We start from the raw sequence: 16,183 nt of genomic DNA on the forward strand, positions 1-16,183 counted from the left end.
GCCCCCCCCCGCCCCCCGCCGCCCCCCCCCGCCCCCCCCGCCTCCGCTTCAGTGTTTCCCCGCTTCGGGGCCTTCTCCTTCTCGGGCGCATCGGCCCTTCGCCCCGCGAGCTCGGCGCCGTCCGGTCCTACTCCGCGTTTCACCTCCACCAGCTCTTCTCGCCGTTTCACCTCCACCGGCTCTTCTCCCCCGCTCTTCGTCTCCTGCTGTTCTTCTCCTCCACAGGCACCTCTCCTCACCGCCCCCTGTGGACAAATACTTATCCCCATCAGGCGTTTCCTCTTTCGAAAGTTTGTTCGAAGTGGGAGAATTGTGGCATGGAACAGCTCCCGAACACGCTCCGCGAGACCGCCGACACGGTCGCCGCGCTCGGGGCGTCCGCGGGGGAGTTCACCGCGCTGGACAACGTGTCGCTGTTCGCCGCGCAACGCTCGGTCACCTCGTTGCGCCGGGCGGCGGATACCTATGCGGCGTGGATCGCGGCGGCGATCGCGAAGCACTCCGACCGGGCCCTGGGCCATGCGGGGATGGCGATCAGTGCCGGGTTCGTCAGTGCGGAGGCGTTGATCCAGTCGATCTCCGGCAGCACCCGGGCCGAGGCCGCGAAACTGGTCCAGGTCGGCACGATGCTCGCCGAGACCGAAGCCGCCGCAGCGTTCGCGGAGACTGCAGCGTTCGCGGAGGCGAACCCCGACTGGGACGGGACCGGTCCCGCCGGAATCGATCCCGGCGCGCCTGCCGGTCACGGCTCCGACCCCGCTGGCCACGACCCTGCCGCGGCCGACCCGGGCACGCCGGGCACGCCGGGCACGCCGGGCAACCCCGGCAACCCCGGGCGTCTGCCTCCGGGGATGCCGGTGTGGCAGGCGCCGATCGCCCGCGCGGTCGCCGCCGGTGTCCTCTCCGTCGACGGCGCCGAGGCGATCCGCCGCGGGTTGGGCGGGATCGATGACGCGGTCACCGTCGAGCAGCTCACCGCCGCCGCGGAACACCTCATCACCGCCGTGAACCCCGGCACCGCCGGCGCCGGCCGCGTCCTGGGTGCGGACGAAGTGCAGCGTCTGGCCCGTAGGCTGCGGGACGAGCTCGACACCGACGGGATCCGCCGGCGGGAGAAGGAACAGTACGACCTGCGTGCGGTGCGCAAATGGCGCACCGCCGACGGCATGCACCACGGCATCTGGCGCCTGCACCCCGAGGACGGTGCCCTGCTCGATGCCGCGTTCTCCACGATCCTGTCCCCCAGGCGTGGCGGTCCCCGCTTCGTCGACGAGGAAGAACAAGCCAAAGCCCAGAAACTGGTCGAGGACCCCCGCACGGACGAGCAGATCCTCGCCGACGCCCTGATCGGCATGATCCGCCTCGCCACCGACGCCGACCCCGGCACCATGTTCGGCTCCCGCCGCCCCGCCGTCCGCGTCATCATCACCAAGAAAGACCTCCACACGAGCACCTCGCCGACAGGCGCCAGACCCGGCACTGCAGGCGGCCCCGGCACCGGAGTCGCCACCTTCACTACCACCCCGAGCACGCCCGGCGATGCCACCTCCACCGCCACCTCCAACGCCAACCCTGTCGCCGTTCCGCTCGGAGACCTCGGCCACCACACACTCCCGCTCCTGACCCCGCCACTCCTGCCACCTGTGCTGCCCTTGCAACCGCTGCTGCCGCTGCTTCCCGGGATCAGTGCCGATCAGGGGTGGATCGAGGGCACCCTCGACCCGGTCTCGATCGAGACCATCGGGCGCAACCTCTGCGACACCGGACACATCCCCGTCCTGTTCGACGACGACGGCCAATGCCTCAACGTCGGCCACACCCAGCGCCACTTCACCGCCCGACAACGCATCGCCCTCGCCCTGCGCGACGGAGGCTGCATGTTCCCCTCCTGCGACAGACCACCCTCCTGGTGCGAAGCACACCACGTCCGACACTGGGAACGAGACAACGGACCCACCGATATCGACAACGGCATCCTCCTCTGCCGAAGACACCACCTCCTCCTCCACGACAACCACTGGGAAATCATCAACATCAACAACAGCTACTGGCTCCAACCACCAAAAAACATCGACCCCACCCAAACCCTCATCCTGCTCCCCAGCAGAACACCCACCATCGCCGCGATCACCAAAGGGAGTGCCAAATGATTGGGAACACGAGCAGCGCAGGCACTCCGTGTAGGCGGGCGACGAGGCCGCTCTCCGGCTCGCGGTCACCGCGGCCCTCAGACCCGCAGCGGAGGCCGCCCTCAGCTCTGCAGCCATGGTGGCTCTTCAGCCACGCATCGCGTTGCTCCCGCATGTGCGCCGATGAGCCTCGGCACTCAAGCCTCCGAATACGGTCCCCGTGCGGCATGCCGTGAGTGCCACGCGAGCCCCGCATGGGATCCGACCCCTGCCCGGGTGGCACTCCGCTAACCCGCCGCTCTCTCGGTTCCCGGGCACCCGACCGCTCGCCGGCGAAGGCGGGGATACCGCCGGAACCTCGTAGTCCGGGGGCAGGACTTGGAGACTGGAGACTGGAGACTGGAGGCTGGAGGCTGGAGGCTGGAGGCTGGAGGCTGGAGGCTGGAGGCTGGAGGCTGGAGGCTGCTACCTGCTGCCTGCTACCCGCTGCCGGCGCACTGTCAGCGGGGCCCCGCATACCTTCTCGGTCAGAGTTCGTTGTGCGTGAAGTACCCCGCGAGCAACGTCGCGGCCACCGGCATCGCCCGCAGCTGGTCCGGAGTAGCAGCGAGTGGGTCGATGTCGAGGATCGCGAGATCGGCCACGTTGCCGCGCGTTACGGTCTGCACCCCGTTGGTCGACGCCGCGATGGCCTGCGCGATCGTGATTCGTTGCTCCGGATGCCACGGCTCCCGGCCGTCCCTCGTTCGACCCACGGCCGCCGCGATCGTCACCCAGGGGTCGAGCGGCGCGACCGGAGCGTCGGAGCCGAGGATCAGTTCCGCACCGGCATCCAGCAGGCTGCGCAGGGCAAAGGCGCGATCGGTGCGTCCCGACCAGTACCGGTCGGCGATGTCGCGGTCGTCCATGGCGTGCTCCGGCTGCACGCTCGCGGCGACACCGAGCTCCGCGAAGCGCGCATAGTCGACCTCGCGGACCAGTTGGGCATGCTCGATGCGTCCGCGGCAGCCCGCCGCCGCGAACGAGTCGAGTGCGAGCCGGTTCGCCTCGTCCCCGATCGCGTGAACCGCCGGGGTGAACCCCGCGCGCGATGCCTTGCGCATCAGCGCAACGAGTTCGGCGGTGGGCAGATTGAGCTGCCCGCTCGCATCCGACCCCACGAGCCCCTCGTAGGGCTCGCCGCAGAACGCGGTTCGGGTGTTGAGCGACCCGTCGGTGATGATCTTGAACGGGCCAACGCTCAGCAGACCGTCCGTGCCCTCGATCACCTGCCCCGTGCGCAGTCCGGCCTCGATGGCCGAGTCGAGCCACGGGGTGTAGACGCCCGTCGCGATTCGCAGGCCCCGGAATCCCGCGGCGAATCGTCTCGTCCAGTCCTGCACCGTGTCGGCCATCTCGAGATCGACGACACCGACGACACCGCGCCGCGCGACGTCTGTCGCGGTCGCCGCCACCCACTCGTCAAGCACGTCTGCAGGAACCGTCTGCGCCTCGGTGGTGACCTTGAACGCGTCGTCCTCGCGAAGAATGCCGGTCGGATGCCCCGCCATGCCGAACGCCGCGAGCGCGGCACTGTTGAGCCAGGTGCAGTGCAGGTCGCCGCTCAGGATGACCACCGGAATGTCGCCGACGACGGCGTCGAGGTCGTGCTTGGCCGGTGGCGTCGCCCACATGCCGTCGCGGAAGCCGAAGCCGATGAGCGGCAGCCCTTCCGCCGGCCGCTCGGCTGCGGCCATCATCGCCGCCGCGTCGGTGGCCGAGCTTGCCCCGGTGAGGTCGACACGTCGACGCGTCAGGGCGGTCTGGGTGAGGTGAACATGCCCGTCCCAGAGACCCGGCATGACGAAGCGGCCGTCGAGGTCGATCGTTGCGGTACCCGTCAATCCCGTTCCGATGGCGGTTATCACGCCGTGCTTGAGCAGGACGTCGACGGGCGCGCTGCCCGCGTGAACCTGGCCAGTCCCGCCGACGATGCGGGCGCCCTTCAGCAGCAGGCTCATGCGCCGTGCACGAATCGCATCTCGCGGGCGAGGGCCGGCTGGGCGTACTGGTCGCCGTGCTCGAGTTGCTCGACGATACGGGCGACGACCTCACCGGGCTTGTTCTGGCTTAGCTTGAGTCGGGCGTCGAACCTCGTGACGACGAGCCGAACGCCGACCGTGCCGCGGGCGATGCGGCGCGCCTGACCCTCGTCGATGTCGAGGCTCATCGGCTCGGCCAGCGGCGCCTCGAAGTGGTCGACAAGCTCGCCGAGCACGCGAAAATTCTCCTCATCGCTGAGGATCTCGGGGGTGCCATAGAGGTGCGCGGTCACGTGGTTCCAGGTCGGCACAAAGTCATCGGATGCATACCAGCTCGGCGAAATGTATCCGTGCGGCCCCTGGATGATCACGAGCACCTCGTGCGAACCGAGCTCGTGCAGTTGCTCGTCAGGGCGGCCGACATGGCTCACGATTCTGATCTGGTCGGTGTGCTCTTCAAGGATCACCGGGTAGTGCGATGCGACGAGGCCCGTGCTGGTGTTGGAAACGATCGTGGCCCATGGGTTCTCACGGATGAGTCGGCGGACCTCGTCAGGATCATCGAGAACGTAGTGGGGAGTGTGGCGCATCAGATAATCCTCTCTCACCGAGACGTCACTCGCGACAGGCGCGCTCGCAGTGCCGCCCGGTCAGGTCTGATCGTTTGGGCACCAGTAGAGCTTGCGCCCCGCGGCCATCTCGACGGCGACGGGGGTTCCGCACACCCGGCACGGGAGGCCCGCGCGGTGGTAGACCCAGTGCCGGTCGTCACGGTGAGCGAGTGCCGCCGCCTTCTGCTTTGCGCCGAGCCCGTCCATGGTCATCATCTGCCCATGCTGAACCCCGAGCTTCAACAGCTTCGACCAATCCCGCCACAGCGCCCGCACCGTCTCTTCAGGCACGTCTCGGCCAGGCGTATGGGGGTTCAGGCGGGCCCGGAACAGCAGCTCCGCGCGGTACACGTTGCCGATCCCGCTCACGACGGACTGGTCCATCAGCAGGAGCCCGATCGGCGTCGGCTTCTTGCGGACGACCGCGACGAAGCGGTCCTCGCTGCGCTTGCCAGGATCAACGAGCGGATCGGGGCCGAGCCGGGCGATGACGGCCTGGACCTCTTCCGGGCTCAGGACCTCGCACGCGGTCGGACCGCGCAGGTCCGCGACAGTGTCGTGAGTGAGCAGCCGCACCCGCACGGCCCCGACAGGCCCAGGCGGAAAGGTGTCGGCTGTGGCCCCGAGCTTCTCCTGCTCCGCCATGCGCAGGCGGGCGACACGGGGTGCGCCGATGCTGTGGAGCGAGTCCTCCCCCGCGGCGTCGACCGGGCCGCTGCGCTCGGCTGCACCGCTGTGCTCCCCTGCGCCGCTGCGCTCGGCTGCACCGCTGCGCTCCCCTGCACCACCCTGCTCCGGCGTGCCCTTCTGGTTCGTCTGGCCCATGCGCCCGTTCGCCGCGAGCACTGTCGCGTCGGCGGTGATGTCACCCGCGAAGTCCCAGGCGCCGTACATGCCGAGGTGCACCCGCAGCCACCGCCCGTGGTCGAACTCGAGGAACATCTGCTTGCCGACCGCCCGGGCATCCGTCATCACGTGCCCGTCGATCTCCGCCGCACCCGCAGCGAACCTGCCCTGCGGCGACGACGCCGATACCCGATTGCCCACGAAGTGGAGCCGGAATTGCCGGGCGATGCGGTGGACGGAATGGCCTTCGGGCATCTGGCTAGACGGTTCCGGACTCGAGCGTCGCGGCGGGCGAATCGATTCGGTGCCCCGCGATGAGCCCGGTGCGCTCATACTCGGCGAGCTGCGCGATCCGGCGCGCGTGGCGCTCCTCGTTCGTGTAGGGCTGTCCGATGAACGCGTCGATGAACGCCTTCGCCTCGTCCACGGTGTGCTGGCGGGCACCGATCGAGATCACGTTCGCGTCGTTGTGCTCGCGTGCGAGCCGCGCGGTCGCGTCGCTCCAGACGAGTGCGGCGCGGGCGCCGGTGACCTTGTTCGCCGCGATCTGCTCGCCATTGCCCGATCCACCGAAAACGACACCGAGGGCCGGTATCCCGGCCGACTGCTCCGCGACGACGGCGAGCGCGGCATTGATGCAGAAGCTCGGATAGTCGTCGAGCGGGTCGTAGCTCTCCGGACCGTGGTTGATCACCTCGTGCCCGGCACCGCGGAGGTGCGCCTGGAGGTCACGACTGAAATCGAGCCCGGCATGGTCGGTGGCGATATGGATTCGCATGACCCAAAGTCTAGGAGCAGTCAGGCGAGGTAGATCTTCCTCAGCGTCTCCGAGACCGTCCACACGGTTCGCTTGCCGGCATCGAAGCGGCCGACCGACCCCGGCGCGAGCTCAACGGCTGCCGAGCCGTCCGCGAACTCGACCCGCCCGGCGCCGGCGACGACGACGAATAGCTCATCCACCTCGACATCCGACATCGCACCCGGCGACATCTCCCATACCCCGTATTCCCGCCCGGCGAAGCTGCCGAGCACGACCGAGCCGGTGGTCGGCTGGCCGGAGACCACCTGCTCCGGGGGGACCGGCTCGTGGGACAGCTCGACGGCAAGCGCCTCGGCGTGATCCATCATCAGTCGAATTCGGGGACCCGGGTGCGGGAGCGCTTCAGCTCGAAGAAGCCGTCGTAGGAGGCCGCGGCGACGACGCCGTCCCAGAGCACGAGTGCCTGCTCACCCTTGGGGGCCGGCGACATAACGGGTCCGAAGAACGCGACACCGTTCACGGCGATCACGGGGGTGCCGACATCCTGCCCCACCCTGCCGATGCCCTCGAAGTGCGACGCGCGCATCTGCACGTCGTGCTCGTCGGTGTCGGCGAAGCGGGCGAGTTCGGCGGGAAGGCCGGCCGCCTCGAGGGCTCCCGGGATCACCGAATCCGGATCCGCGTCGCCCTGCAGGTGGATGCGGGTGCCCAGCGCGTCGTAGAGCGCCTTCACGGCCTCCTGGCCGTGGATCCCCTTCGCCGCCGCGACGAGCCTCGTGTACTTGAGTGCCCTCGGGAGGAAGGCGCGGTGGGACTCGTCGAGGTCGTCGTTGTCCTCGTTGAGCACCGCCAGGCTCATGATGTTCCAGGTGACGGCGATGTCGCGGTGCTTGGCCACCTCGTCCACCCAGCGTGAGGTCATCCACGCCCACGGGCAGGAGGGGTCGAACCAGAATTCGACGGAAACGGTGTCGGGAGCGGCAGCAGGCACAGAAGTCACTGCGCGATCCTATCCGCGTCGTGCCGCCTGATTGCTGAGCGCGGTTCTAGACTTGTACCGTGCCGCCCACCAATGACGACAACCGCGCTCACGCATCCCTTCTCTGGGAGAACGTGTCGGAACTCTGGTCGGGCACAGCCTCCGACCTCGACGAACTCACCGCACGATTCGCGGAGGTCTACCCCGCACTGCGCGACCTGTTCACCGAGATCTACGGCGAGCGCGACGACTGCGACGAGCAACTCGACCTCCTCGTGCAGCAGATGGCCGATTCCTGGCAGGACCGGGCGCCGGAGCTCAAGGAGCACGACGCGCGCCGGGAGGCGAACCCCGACTGGTTCCAGTCCGGCGACATGCTCGGCGGCGTCTGCTACGTCGACCGGTACGCGGGCGACCTCGACGGGGTGCGCGCGAAGATCCCGTACTTCCAAGAACTCGGCCTGACCTACTTGCACCTCATGCCGCTGTTCCTCGCTCCCGAGCGCAATTCCGACGGCGGCTACGCGGTCTCCAGCTACCGGGATGTCACTCCGGCACTCGGCGACATGGACCAGCTCCGCGCGCTCGCGGCCGACCTCCGGGCCGCGGGGATCTCGCTCGTCGTCGACTTCATCTTCAACCACACCTCGAACGAGCACGAGTGGGCCAGACGCGCCATCGCGGGCGACGACGGCTTCGCGGACTACTACTGGATGTTCCCGGACCGGAAGATGCCCGACGCGTACGAGCAGACGGTGCGGGAAATCTTCCCCGACGACCACCCCGGCTCGTTCGTGCAGCTCGAGGACGGGCGCTGGGTATGGGCGACATTCCACTCCTTTCAGTGGGATCTGAACTACTCCAACCCCGCGGTGTTCCGCGCGATGGCCGGAGAGATGCTGTTCCTCGCCAACGTCGGAATCGACATTCTGCGCATGGACGCCGTCGCCTTCATTTGGAAGCAGCTCGGCACGGTGTGCGAGTCGCTCCCCCAGGCGCACACCCTCATCAAGGCCTTCAACGCCGTCTGCCGCATCGCGGCTCCGTCGCTGCTGTTCAAGTCCGAGGCGATCGTGCACCCCGACGAGGTGGTGCAGTACATCGATCCGGCCGAGTGCCAACTCTCGTACAACCCGTTGCAGATGGCGCTGATCTGGGAGTCGCTCGCGACGCGCAGTGTTGGGCTGCTCTCCCAGGCGCTCGACCGACGGCACAACCTGCCGGCCGGCACCGCATGGATCAACTACGTGCGCAGCCACGACGACATCGGCTGGACGTTCTCCGATGAGGATGCCGCGGAGCTCGGCATCAACGGCACGGAGCACCGGCGCTTCCTCAATGCCTTCTACGTGAACCGGTTCGAGGGCAGCTTCGCCCGCGGGGTGCCATTCCAGGACAACCCGCGCACGGGCGACTGCCGCATCTCCGGCACCACGGCGTCACTCGTCGGGCTCGAGCAGCACGCGGCCGGCGCGATCAGCCGCATCCACCTCGCCCACTCCGTCGTGCTGAGCACCGGCGGGATCCCCCTCATCTATCTGGGCGATGAGGTCGGCCAGCTGAACGACTACAGCTACACCGACGACCCCGACCATGCCGCCGACAGCCGCTGGGTGAACCGCCCGCCGTACCCCGTCGACCGTTACGTCGAGCGCGATGATCCGCGAACCGATTCCGGCATGATCTACGCGGGCCTGCGCCGTCTCATCGACGTGCGTCGCGAGACGCCCGAGCTCGCAGGCGGTCACCTGATCGGCTTCGAAACGAACAACCCGCACGTTCTGGGCTACCAGCGGCCGGGCGACGGCACGACGGTGGTCGTCCTGGCGAACTTCGCCGACACTGACGAACTCGTCTCGGCCGCGACGCTGTCGGGTTTCGTGCCGAGCGCGCACGAGCTCACCCGCGGCGAGGACGTCTCTCTCGCCGGCGGTCTGCGACTGCGTCCACACGAATTCGCATGGCTGAGAACTGCGGAGGTAGACCCAGCGAATTAGCGGCGCAAGGGACTGGCCTTGTCCGGCACCGAGTAGGAGACTTTAACCCCGATGGATTCCGGTTTCTCTGGAGGTGTCTCATGGCAGCGATCAGTTCTCTCTCCCCCGACGTGATGCCCGTGCTGTCACGCGGCAAGCACCGCAGCCCCAAGCGCGGAGCATGCTTCATGGAGTTCGCATCGTTTTTGGCGGGCGAGCGGTGGAGCGATCACCCCGCGTGCACTCATCCCGCACTCGCTTCTCTCGCCCGGCTGGTGAACGACTGGACGACCGATGCGAGCCGCTCGCGCCTCGGCGAGATGATCCCCTCGGTCATCGGGCTTGTCGGCGATGACGAGCGAGTCGAACTCGTAGTCGCCGTGCGCGCAGCATCCGCGGCTCTTCCCGTGGCGAGCGAAGCGCGGCAGCGTGCCCTCGCCGTCGGGCTCATCCGCTGTGAGGCGAGGCTCGCCGAGGTCGACCCGGACGGGGCAGCCGATGTGAACCTGATCGTCCGTGCCGCGCTCAACCAGGCGCCTCTCGCCGAACTGTGGGCGACCCAGCAACTCGCGTCGCTGATGACGCGCCAGCCGAAGACTTTCGCCCCGATGTACGACGCCATCGTCAACGTTGCGGTCGCGGGAATCGGTGAGGCGTGCATCGACGACCCGGACACGCGGCTGCGCAAGCTGCTGCAGACGGCGATCGACGATTGCGACCGGTTGCTGCGCACGCCGGAACGGTCACGGCAGAACAGGGTGTCGCTCACCCCGGCCTGACCTCGTTCGAGTGACGGATAGGGTGGGTTCGTCGGTCACGAGCCGACCCGCCGTCACGAAGGAGCAGTTGTGCCAGGAGAAAACCTCACCAGGGTCGAAGCGCAAGAGCGGAAGGCCACGGTGTCGGTCGAGAACTACGACGTCACGCTCGACCTCACCACCGACAGCGAGACCTTCCGCAGCACCACCGTGGTGCGTTTCTCCGCGAGCGCCGGTGCGTCGACCTTCATCGACCACCTCACCCGCACGGTGCATTCGGTTCACCTCAACGGGCGCGAGCTGGACCCGGCCGTGGTGAACGACGGCGTGCGCATCCAGCTGCACGACCTCGCCGACCTCAACGTGCTCACCGTCGTCGCTGACGCCGAGTTCACCAACACCGGCGAGGGACTGCACCGCTTCGTCGACCCCGTCGACGACGAGGTGTATCTCTACTCGCAGTTCGAGGTGCCCGACTCCCGCCGCGTCTTCGCCGTGTTCGAGCAGCCCGACCTCAAGGCGACCTTCACCTTCACGATCACCGCTCCGGCCGTGTGGGCCGTGGTCAGCAACTCACCCACCCCTGAGCCCGAGCCCGTTGAGGGCACGACGAGTGCGACATGGCGGTTCGCCCCCACCCCGGTGCTCTCCAGTTACGTCACCGCCATCGTCGCCGGCCCGTACCAGGAAACCCGTTCGACCCTCACCTCGAGCGACGGCCGGGTGATCCCGCTCGGCATCTTCGCCCGCAAGTCGCTCAGCCAGTACCTGGACGCCGACTACATCTTCGCCAAGACCCGGGAGGGCTTCGCCTACTTCGAGGACAAGTTCGACTACGCGTACCCGTTCGAGAAGTACGACCAGCTGTTCGTGCCGGAGTTCAACGCCGGCGCCATGGAGAACGCTGGCGCGGTGACCTTCACCGAGACCTACGTGTTCCGCGGCAAGGTGACCGACGCGGTGCGCGAGCGCCGTGTCGTCACGATCCTGCACGAGCTCGCCCACATGTGGTTCGGCGACCTCGTCACCATGAAGTGGTGGAACGACCTGTGGCTCAACGAGTCCTTCGCCGAGTGGGCCTCCACGATCGCCACCGCCGAGGCGACCGAGTGGACTGAGGCCTGGACCACCTTCCAGGCGATGGAGAAAAGCTGGGCGTACAAGCAGGACCAGCTGCCCTCCACGCATCCGGTGTTTGCGACGATCAACGATCTCGAAGACGTGCAGGTCAACTTCGACGGCATCACCTACGCGAAGGGCGGCTCCGTTCTCAAGCAGCTCGTCGCCTGGGTCGGCATCGACGCCTTCTACGCCGGGGTGGCGGCGTACTTCAAGAAGCACGCCTACGGCAACACCGAACTCGGCGACCTGTTCACCGAGCTTGAGGCGACCAGTGGCCGCGAGCTGACCGAGTGGTCGAAGCTGTGGCTCGAGACGGCGGGCGTCAACACGCTGCGGCCCGAGATCGAGACGGATGCCGCGGGCAAGATCACCTCGTTCGTCATCGTCCAGACCGCGGCGCCGGACTACCCGACGATCCGCCCGCACCGCCTCGCCATCGGCTTCTATGACCTCGCCGGTGGCAAGCTCGTTCGCGTCGACCGGCTCGAGATCGACGTCGACGGCGAACGCACCGAGGTGTCCGGCTTCGTCGGCCGCGAACGCCCGGGGCTCGTTCTCGTCAACGACGATGATCTCGCCTACGCCAAGGTGCGCCTCGACGAGAGGTCGCTCGCGACCGCGATCGACCACCTGTCCGCGATCGAGAACCCGCTTGCACGGGCAATCGTCTGGGGCTCAGTCTGGGACTCGACCCGTGACGGCGAGACCACGGCCAGCGACTACGTGCGCCTCGTTCTCGGCAACATCGCAACCGAGTCGGAGTCGACCACCCTCCGCACGACGCTCACCCAGCTCCTCACCGTGGTGCGGGTCTACATCGACCCCGCAACGAGGAACGAGGCGCTCACGAGCGTCGCCGACGAGCTGCTCACGCTGGCCAGGACCGCGGATGCTGGATCCGACTCGCAGTTCCAGTTCGTGAAGTTCTTCGCGAACCTCGCCAATACGGCGGAGCATGTCGCGGCCCTGCGCGGCCTCCTCGACGGCACCGCGCCGCTCGTCGGGCTCGAGGTCGACACCGACCTGGGCTGGGAGCTGCTCGAAGGGCTCGTGCTCAACGGCGCGGCCGGCCACGAGGAGATCGGCCACGCGCTGGCGAAGGACAACACCGCCAATGGGCAGCAGGCGGCTGCCCGCGTGACCGCCGCGATTCCGACCGCCGAGGGCAAGCTCGCGGCGTTCTCCTCCCTCGTCGACAGCGACGAGCTGCCGAACGCGATCGTGCGCCAGACCACGGTTGGTTTCCAACACACGAATGACCCGTCGTCGCTCCAGCCGATCGTCGAGCGCTACTTCGACAGCATCCGCGGCATCTGGGAGTCGCGCTCGCACTCGATCGCGGAGAACCTCATCGTCGGTCTGTACCCCGCTGGCCTTGCCGATGCTGCTCTGCGCGACGCAACGACGAGCTGGCTCACCTCGAATCCCGACACGCCCGCGCTTCGTCGCCTCGTGATCGAGAATCTTGCGGGTGTCGAACGCGCCCTCATGGTGCAGGCGAAGGACGCCGAGTAGGGCTGATTCGCGGCTCCCGCGCTGTCCCCTAGATTCTTTACATGAGGATAATTTTATGATCGAAGCACGCGAGCTCAGCAAGCACTACGGAGGCAAGAGGGCGGTGGACTCCGTCAATTTCACGGTGCGTCCCGGCATGGTGACCGGTTTCCTCGGGCCGAACGGCGCGGGGAAGTCGACCACGATGCGACTCATCGTGGGCCTGGACAGGCCGTCCTCCGGGTCGGTCACGGTGAACGGCAAGCCCTATGCCGCTCACCGCGCACCGCTCCGCGAGGTCGGGGTGCTGCTCGACGCGAAGGCGATCCACACCGGGCGCAGTGCCGTGAACCACCTGCTCGCTGTCGGCGCGACCCACGGAATCGGTCGCCGGCGGGTCGACGAGGTGATCGGGCTGACCGGGCTCGACTCTGTGGCGCGCAAGCGCGTCGGCGGCTTCTCGCTCGGCATGGGCCAGCGCCTCGGCATCGCCGCCGCGCTGCTCGGCGACCCTGCAACCCTCGTGCTCGACGAACCCGTGAACGGGCTCGACCCCGAGGGTGTGATGTGGGTGCGCAGCCTCGCGCGGCAACTCGCAAGCGAAGGCCGCACGATCTTCCTCTCGTCGCACCTGATGAGCGAGATGGCCCTGACCGCCGACCACATCATCGTGCTCGGCCGCGGCCGCGTCATCGCCGATGCCCCGGTCGCCGACATCGTCGCCCTCTCCGGCGGGACCCTCGTGCGGGTGCGCACCCCGCACGCCGCACGTCTCGGCGAACTGCTCGCCGAGACCGCGCTCGGGACCGAAGTCCAGGTGCTCGCCGACTCGAGCACGACCGAGCCCGACGTGTTCCAGGTGAGCGGTCTCAACGCGGCCCGGATCGGCGAACTCGCCGCGTCCGCCGGCATCGCGCTGCACGAGCTCACCCCGGTGGCGGGATCGCTCGAGGAGGCCTACATGTCCCTCACCCAGAACGAGGTCGAGTATCACGCCGGCGGAACCGCGCCCGCATCCGAAGGAGCGTTCCGATGAGCACGACCACCGCACCACAGCCACTCTCGGCAGAGGGCGTCGACCGGCTCCCCAGGCTCAGCTTCGGCGGCATCCTGAGGTCCGAGTGGATCAAGCTGGTCAGCCTGCGCTCCACCATCTGGTGCTACGCCCTGATCGTCGTTGGGGGCATCGGGTTCGGCGTGCTCGTCGCGCTGACCTTCCCCTCGTCGACCACGGGCGAGGTCCCGGATGCCGTGCAGCAGTCCACCGCGGTGCAGGTGGCCACCCTCGCGCTGGGATTCACCGCCTTGGCCAGCGTCGTCCTCGGCGCCCTCGTCATCACGGGCGAATACGGCACCGGGATGATCCGCTCCACCTTCGCCGCGGTGCCCAGGCGCCTGCCCGCCCTGTTCGGCAAGGTCGTCGTGTTCGGCGTGACGACCTTCGCGGTCGGACTCGTCACGATTCTCGGCACGGCGCTGGTCACCGCACCGATGCTGCCGGGCATCGGGGTCACGCCCGACTTCGCCGAGCCGGCCTACCTGATCGCTCTCGTCGGCGGCGCGGGATACCTCGCGTTGATCGGCGTGTTCGCGCTGGCGCTCGGCGCCATCGTGCGCCACAGCGCCGGCGCCATCGCCTCCGCCCTCGGTGTCATCCTCGTGCTCCCGACGGTGGCACTGATCCTCTCCGCGATCACCCAGGCGGAGTGGATCCAGAGCGCCGCCCGCTTCCTGCCCGACGTGGCCGGCGGCAGGATGTTCGTCTACACCGCGGGAGAGGCCGCCGCGACCGACGTCCTCGCGCCGTGGCAGGGACTCCTCGTGCTGCTGGCCTGGGACGCCGCGCTGTTGCTGCTCGCCGCCGTGCTGATGAAGCGCCGCGACGCCTAGCCCCGCTGTGGTCGCGCGCCCTCGGCTTCGGCGGAGGGCGCGCGAATACACTGATCTGATATGACTGCTCCAGCTCCTGACCAGACCCCGTTCGACTGGGATGCCGTTCGCGCCTCGTTGAGTGAGTTCGCGCTCGAATTCAACTGGCTCTTCCAAATTCTCGGAATCATCGCCGGAGCGATCGTCCTCCGGATAGTTCTGCACTTTGTTATCCGCCGGGTCGTGAACCGAGTCGTCTCCGGTGTGAAGAAGAGGCAGAACGTCGATGACACCCAGTCGATCATCGCGTCTCCGCTCGCCGCCGTGCGAGTCGTGCAGCGCACCAGAACCCTCGGCTCCGTTCTCAACAACGTCGTCAGCGTCGTCATCGTGATCGTGGCGCTGCTGCTCATCGTGACCGCGATCAACACCAACATCATCGGTTCCTTTGCGCTCATCACGGCCGCCCTCGGCGCGGGCCTCGGCTTCGGCGCGCAGAACATCGTCAAGGACGTACTCAACGGCCTGTTCATGGTCGCCGAAGACCAGCTGGGTGTCGGCGACGTCGTCGACCTCGGCGAGGCCACCGGAGTCGTCGAGAACGTCGGCATCCGGGTCACCCAGGTGCGCGACATCGATGGCACGCTCTGGTTCGTGCGCAATGGCGAGATCCTTCGCGTCGGCAACAAGTCGCAGGGCTGGGCCCGGGTCATCATCGACCTGCCCGCCCCATACCACTCGGATGTCGAGGCGGTGCAGGCCACCCTGCTCGCTACAGCCCACGAGATGGCCAACAGCCCGCAGTGGCGCCGCAAGATCATCGAGAAGCCCGAGATCTGGGGCCTCGAGTCGATCTCGGCCGAGGCGCTCGTGATCCGGCTCGTGATGAAGACGCGCACGGCCGACCAGTGGGATGTCGCGCGGGAGCTGCGCTTCCGGCTGAAGAAGGCCCTCGACGACACGGGAGTGAACCTTCCCGCGCTCAACCGCGTCGTGTTCGACGGCCAGCGGGAGACCTCGCAGCCGGTCGGCGATGCGGTCGCCCGCGGCACCGCCCCGGTCACGACCGTACCCAAGGATCGGAGCGCCACGTGATCGACATCACCCCCGCCGCACCCCCAGGCGATTCCGCCTCGGAGGGTGCCGCGACCTCTCTGGTGGGCGCCCTCCCCGTGACGCTGCGGGGAGCCGAGCACGGCGCCGCGGTCGGTGAGAGCTTCTACACCCACGTCGGCGGGCGCGCGACCTTCGAGAAGCTCGTGCGCGCCTTCTACGCCGGCGTGCGCGAGGACCCGAAGCTCTGGCCGATGTACCCGGCATCCGACCTCGAGGGGGCCATCCAACGCCTCACGGGATTCCTCGAGCAGTACTGGGGCGGTCCGGGGACCTACAGCGAGCAGCGCGGCCACCCGCGCCTGCGCATGCGGCACCAGCCGTTCAGGGTCAATCCAGAGGCGCGCGACCGGTGGCTCGCCCACATGCGTGTCGCCGTCGACAGCCTCGAGCTTGCGCCGCTCGACGACGCGATGCTGTGGGACTACCTCGAGCGGGCCGCCCACGCGATGGTGAACACGTTCGACGAGTAGGCGCGCCACCCTGACTCGCCCCAAAATGCGGC

The 16,183-nt window shown here is 68.1% G+C and carries 14 protein-coding genes; 8 read left to right on the top strand and 6 right to left on the bottom strand.

Going from position 1 to position 16,183, the window contains the following annotated elements:
- Nucleotides 1-317: 317 nt before the first annotated feature.
- Complete coding sequence (locus ABIB15_RS12925; RefSeq protein ID WP_354479320.1) at nt 318-2,150, top strand: HNH endonuclease signature motif containing protein; 1,833 nt, start codon at nt 318-320, stop codon at nt 2,148-2,150.
- A gap of 506 nt (nt 2,151-2,656) precedes the next feature.
- Here ABIB15_RS12925 and ABIB15_RS12930 read toward each other — a convergent pair.
- Genes ABIB15_RS12930 through ABIB15_RS12955 form a run of 6 tightly spaced genes read right to left on the bottom strand, consistent with a single transcriptional unit; the run spans nt 2,657 to nt 7,367 of the window.
- Nucleotides 2,657-4,129, bottom strand: coding sequence for an amidohydrolase (locus ABIB15_RS12930; protein ID WP_354479323.1), 1,473 nt, complete (start codon nt 4,127-4,129; stop codon nt 2,657-2,659).
- A complete protein-coding gene (locus tag ABIB15_RS12935) occupies nt 4,126-4,740 on the bottom strand; it encodes an FMN-binding negative transcriptional regulator (protein ID WP_354479326.1) in 615 nt (204 codons plus the stop codon). Before ABIB15_RS12935 ends, ABIB15_RS12930 begins: the two co-directional genes overlap by 4 nt.
- Nucleotides 4,741-4,800: 60 nt before the next feature.
- Nucleotides 4,801-5,862, bottom strand: coding sequence for an Fpg/Nei family DNA glycosylase (locus tag ABIB15_RS12940; RefSeq protein ID WP_354479329.1), 1,062 nt, complete (start codon nt 5,860-5,862; stop codon nt 4,801-4,803).
- Nucleotides 5,863-5,866: 4 nt separating this feature from the next.
- Complete coding sequence (locus tag ABIB15_RS12945) at nt 5,867-6,385, bottom strand: ribose-5-phosphate isomerase (RefSeq protein WP_354479332.1); 519 nt, start codon at nt 6,383-6,385, stop codon at nt 5,867-5,869.
- A gap of 20 nt (nt 6,386-6,405) precedes the next feature.
- Entirely contained in the window at nt 6,406-6,735 is a 330-nt protein-coding gene (locus tag ABIB15_RS12950) for a cupin domain-containing protein (RefSeq protein WP_354479335.1), read from the bottom strand.
- Nucleotides 6,735-7,367, bottom strand: coding sequence for a mycothiol-dependent nitroreductase Rv2466c family protein (locus tag ABIB15_RS12955; protein ID WP_354479338.1), 633 nt, complete (start codon nt 7,365-7,367; stop codon nt 6,735-6,737). The genes ABIB15_RS12950 and ABIB15_RS12955 overlap by 1 nt, the downstream gene beginning before the upstream one ends.
- A 113-nt stretch (nt 7,368-7,480) precedes the next feature.
- Between ABIB15_RS12955 and ABIB15_RS12960 the strand changes: the two genes are divergently transcribed.
- The 7 genes from ABIB15_RS12960 to ABIB15_RS12990 all read left to right on the top strand — a co-directional run bounded on the left by ABIB15_RS12960 (nt 7,481) and on the right by ABIB15_RS12990 (nt 16,151).
- The gene (locus ABIB15_RS12960) at nt 7,481-9,343 is read left to right on the top strand and encodes an alpha-amylase family glycosyl hydrolase (protein WP_354479464.1); all 1,863 of its coding nucleotides are present in this window, start codon (nt 7,481-7,483) and stop codon (nt 9,341-9,343) included.
- Nucleotides 9,344-9,423: 80 nt separating this feature from the next.
- Complete coding sequence (locus tag ABIB15_RS12965; protein WP_354479340.1) at nt 9,424-10,101, top strand: hypothetical protein; 678 nt, start codon at nt 9,424-9,426, stop codon at nt 10,099-10,101.
- A gap of 69 nt (nt 10,102-10,170) precedes the next feature.
- Nucleotides 10,171-12,717 carry an aminopeptidase N gene (gene pepN, locus ABIB15_RS12970; protein WP_354479343.1) on the top strand — a complete coding sequence of 849 codons (2,547 nt, stop codon included), beginning with the start codon at nt 10,171-10,173 and terminating at the stop codon, nt 12,715-12,717.
- 55 nt (nt 12,718-12,772) lie between these two features.
- Nucleotides 12,773-13,732 carry an ABC transporter ATP-binding protein gene (locus ABIB15_RS12975; RefSeq protein ID WP_354479346.1) on the top strand — a complete coding sequence of 320 codons (960 nt, stop codon included), beginning with the start codon at nt 12,773-12,775 and terminating at the stop codon, nt 13,730-13,732.
- A complete protein-coding gene (locus ABIB15_RS12980) occupies nt 13,729-14,586 on the top strand; it encodes an ABC-2 transporter permease family protein (RefSeq protein ID WP_354479349.1) in 858 nt (285 codons plus the stop codon). Before ABIB15_RS12975 ends, ABIB15_RS12980 begins: the two co-directional genes overlap by 4 nt.
- A 60-nt stretch (nt 14,587-14,646) precedes the next feature.
- Nucleotides 14,647-15,660: a mechanosensitive ion channel family protein gene (locus ABIB15_RS12985; RefSeq protein ID WP_354479352.1), complete on the top strand. Its 1,014-nt coding sequence runs from the start codon at nt 14,647-14,649 to the stop codon at nt 15,658-15,660.
- Nucleotides 15,657-16,151: a globin gene (locus ABIB15_RS12990; protein ID WP_502908974.1), complete on the top strand. Its 495-nt coding sequence runs from the start codon at nt 15,657-15,659 to the stop codon at nt 16,149-16,151. The genes ABIB15_RS12985 and ABIB15_RS12990 overlap by 4 nt, the downstream gene beginning before the upstream one ends.
- Nucleotides 16,152-16,183: the final 32 nt, after the last annotated feature.

The sequence above is a fragment of the Marisediminicola sp. UYEF4 genome (genome assembly GCF_040546025.1).
In the GTDB taxonomy this organism is placed as follows: Bacteria; Actinomycetota; Actinomycetes; order Actinomycetales; family Microbacteriaceae; genus Marisediminicola.

Bases quoted from the DNA above. Each gene is read 5' to 3' on its own strand.
- ABIB15_RS12925 (WP_354479320.1), top strand. From the start codon at position 318: ATGGAACAGCTCCCGAACACGCTCCGCGAGACCGCCGACACGGTCGCC.
- ABIB15_RS12930 (WP_354479323.1), bottom strand. From the start codon at position 4,129: ATGAGCCTGCTGCTGAAGGGCGCCCGCATCGTCGGCGGGACTGGCCAG.
- ABIB15_RS12935 (WP_354479326.1), bottom strand. From the start codon at position 4,740: ATGCGCCACACTCCCCACTACGTTCTCGATGATCCTGACGAGGTCCGC.
- ABIB15_RS12940 (WP_354479329.1), bottom strand. From the start codon at position 5,862: ATGCCCGAAGGCCATTCCGTCCACCGCATCGCCCGGCAATTCCGGCTC.
- ABIB15_RS12945 (WP_354479332.1), bottom strand. From the start codon at position 6,385: ATGCGAATCCATATCGCCACCGACCATGCCGGGCTCGATTTCAGTCGT.
- ABIB15_RS12950 (WP_354479335.1), bottom strand. From the start codon at position 6,735: ATGATGGATCACGCCGAGGCGCTTGCCGTCGAGCTGTCCCACGAGCCG.
- ABIB15_RS12965 (WP_354479340.1), top strand. From the start codon at position 9,424: ATGGCAGCGATCAGTTCTCTCTCCCCCGACGTGATGCCCGTGCTGTCA.
- ABIB15_RS12975 (WP_354479346.1), top strand. From the start codon at position 12,773: ATGATCGAAGCACGCGAGCTCAGCAAGCACTACGGAGGCAAGAGGGCG.
- ABIB15_RS12980 (WP_354479349.1), top strand. From the start codon at position 13,729: ATGAGCACGACCACCGCACCACAGCCACTCTCGGCAGAGGGCGTCGAC.
- ABIB15_RS12985 (WP_354479352.1), top strand. From the start codon at position 14,647: ATGACTGCTCCAGCTCCTGACCAGACCCCGTTCGACTGGGATGCCGTT.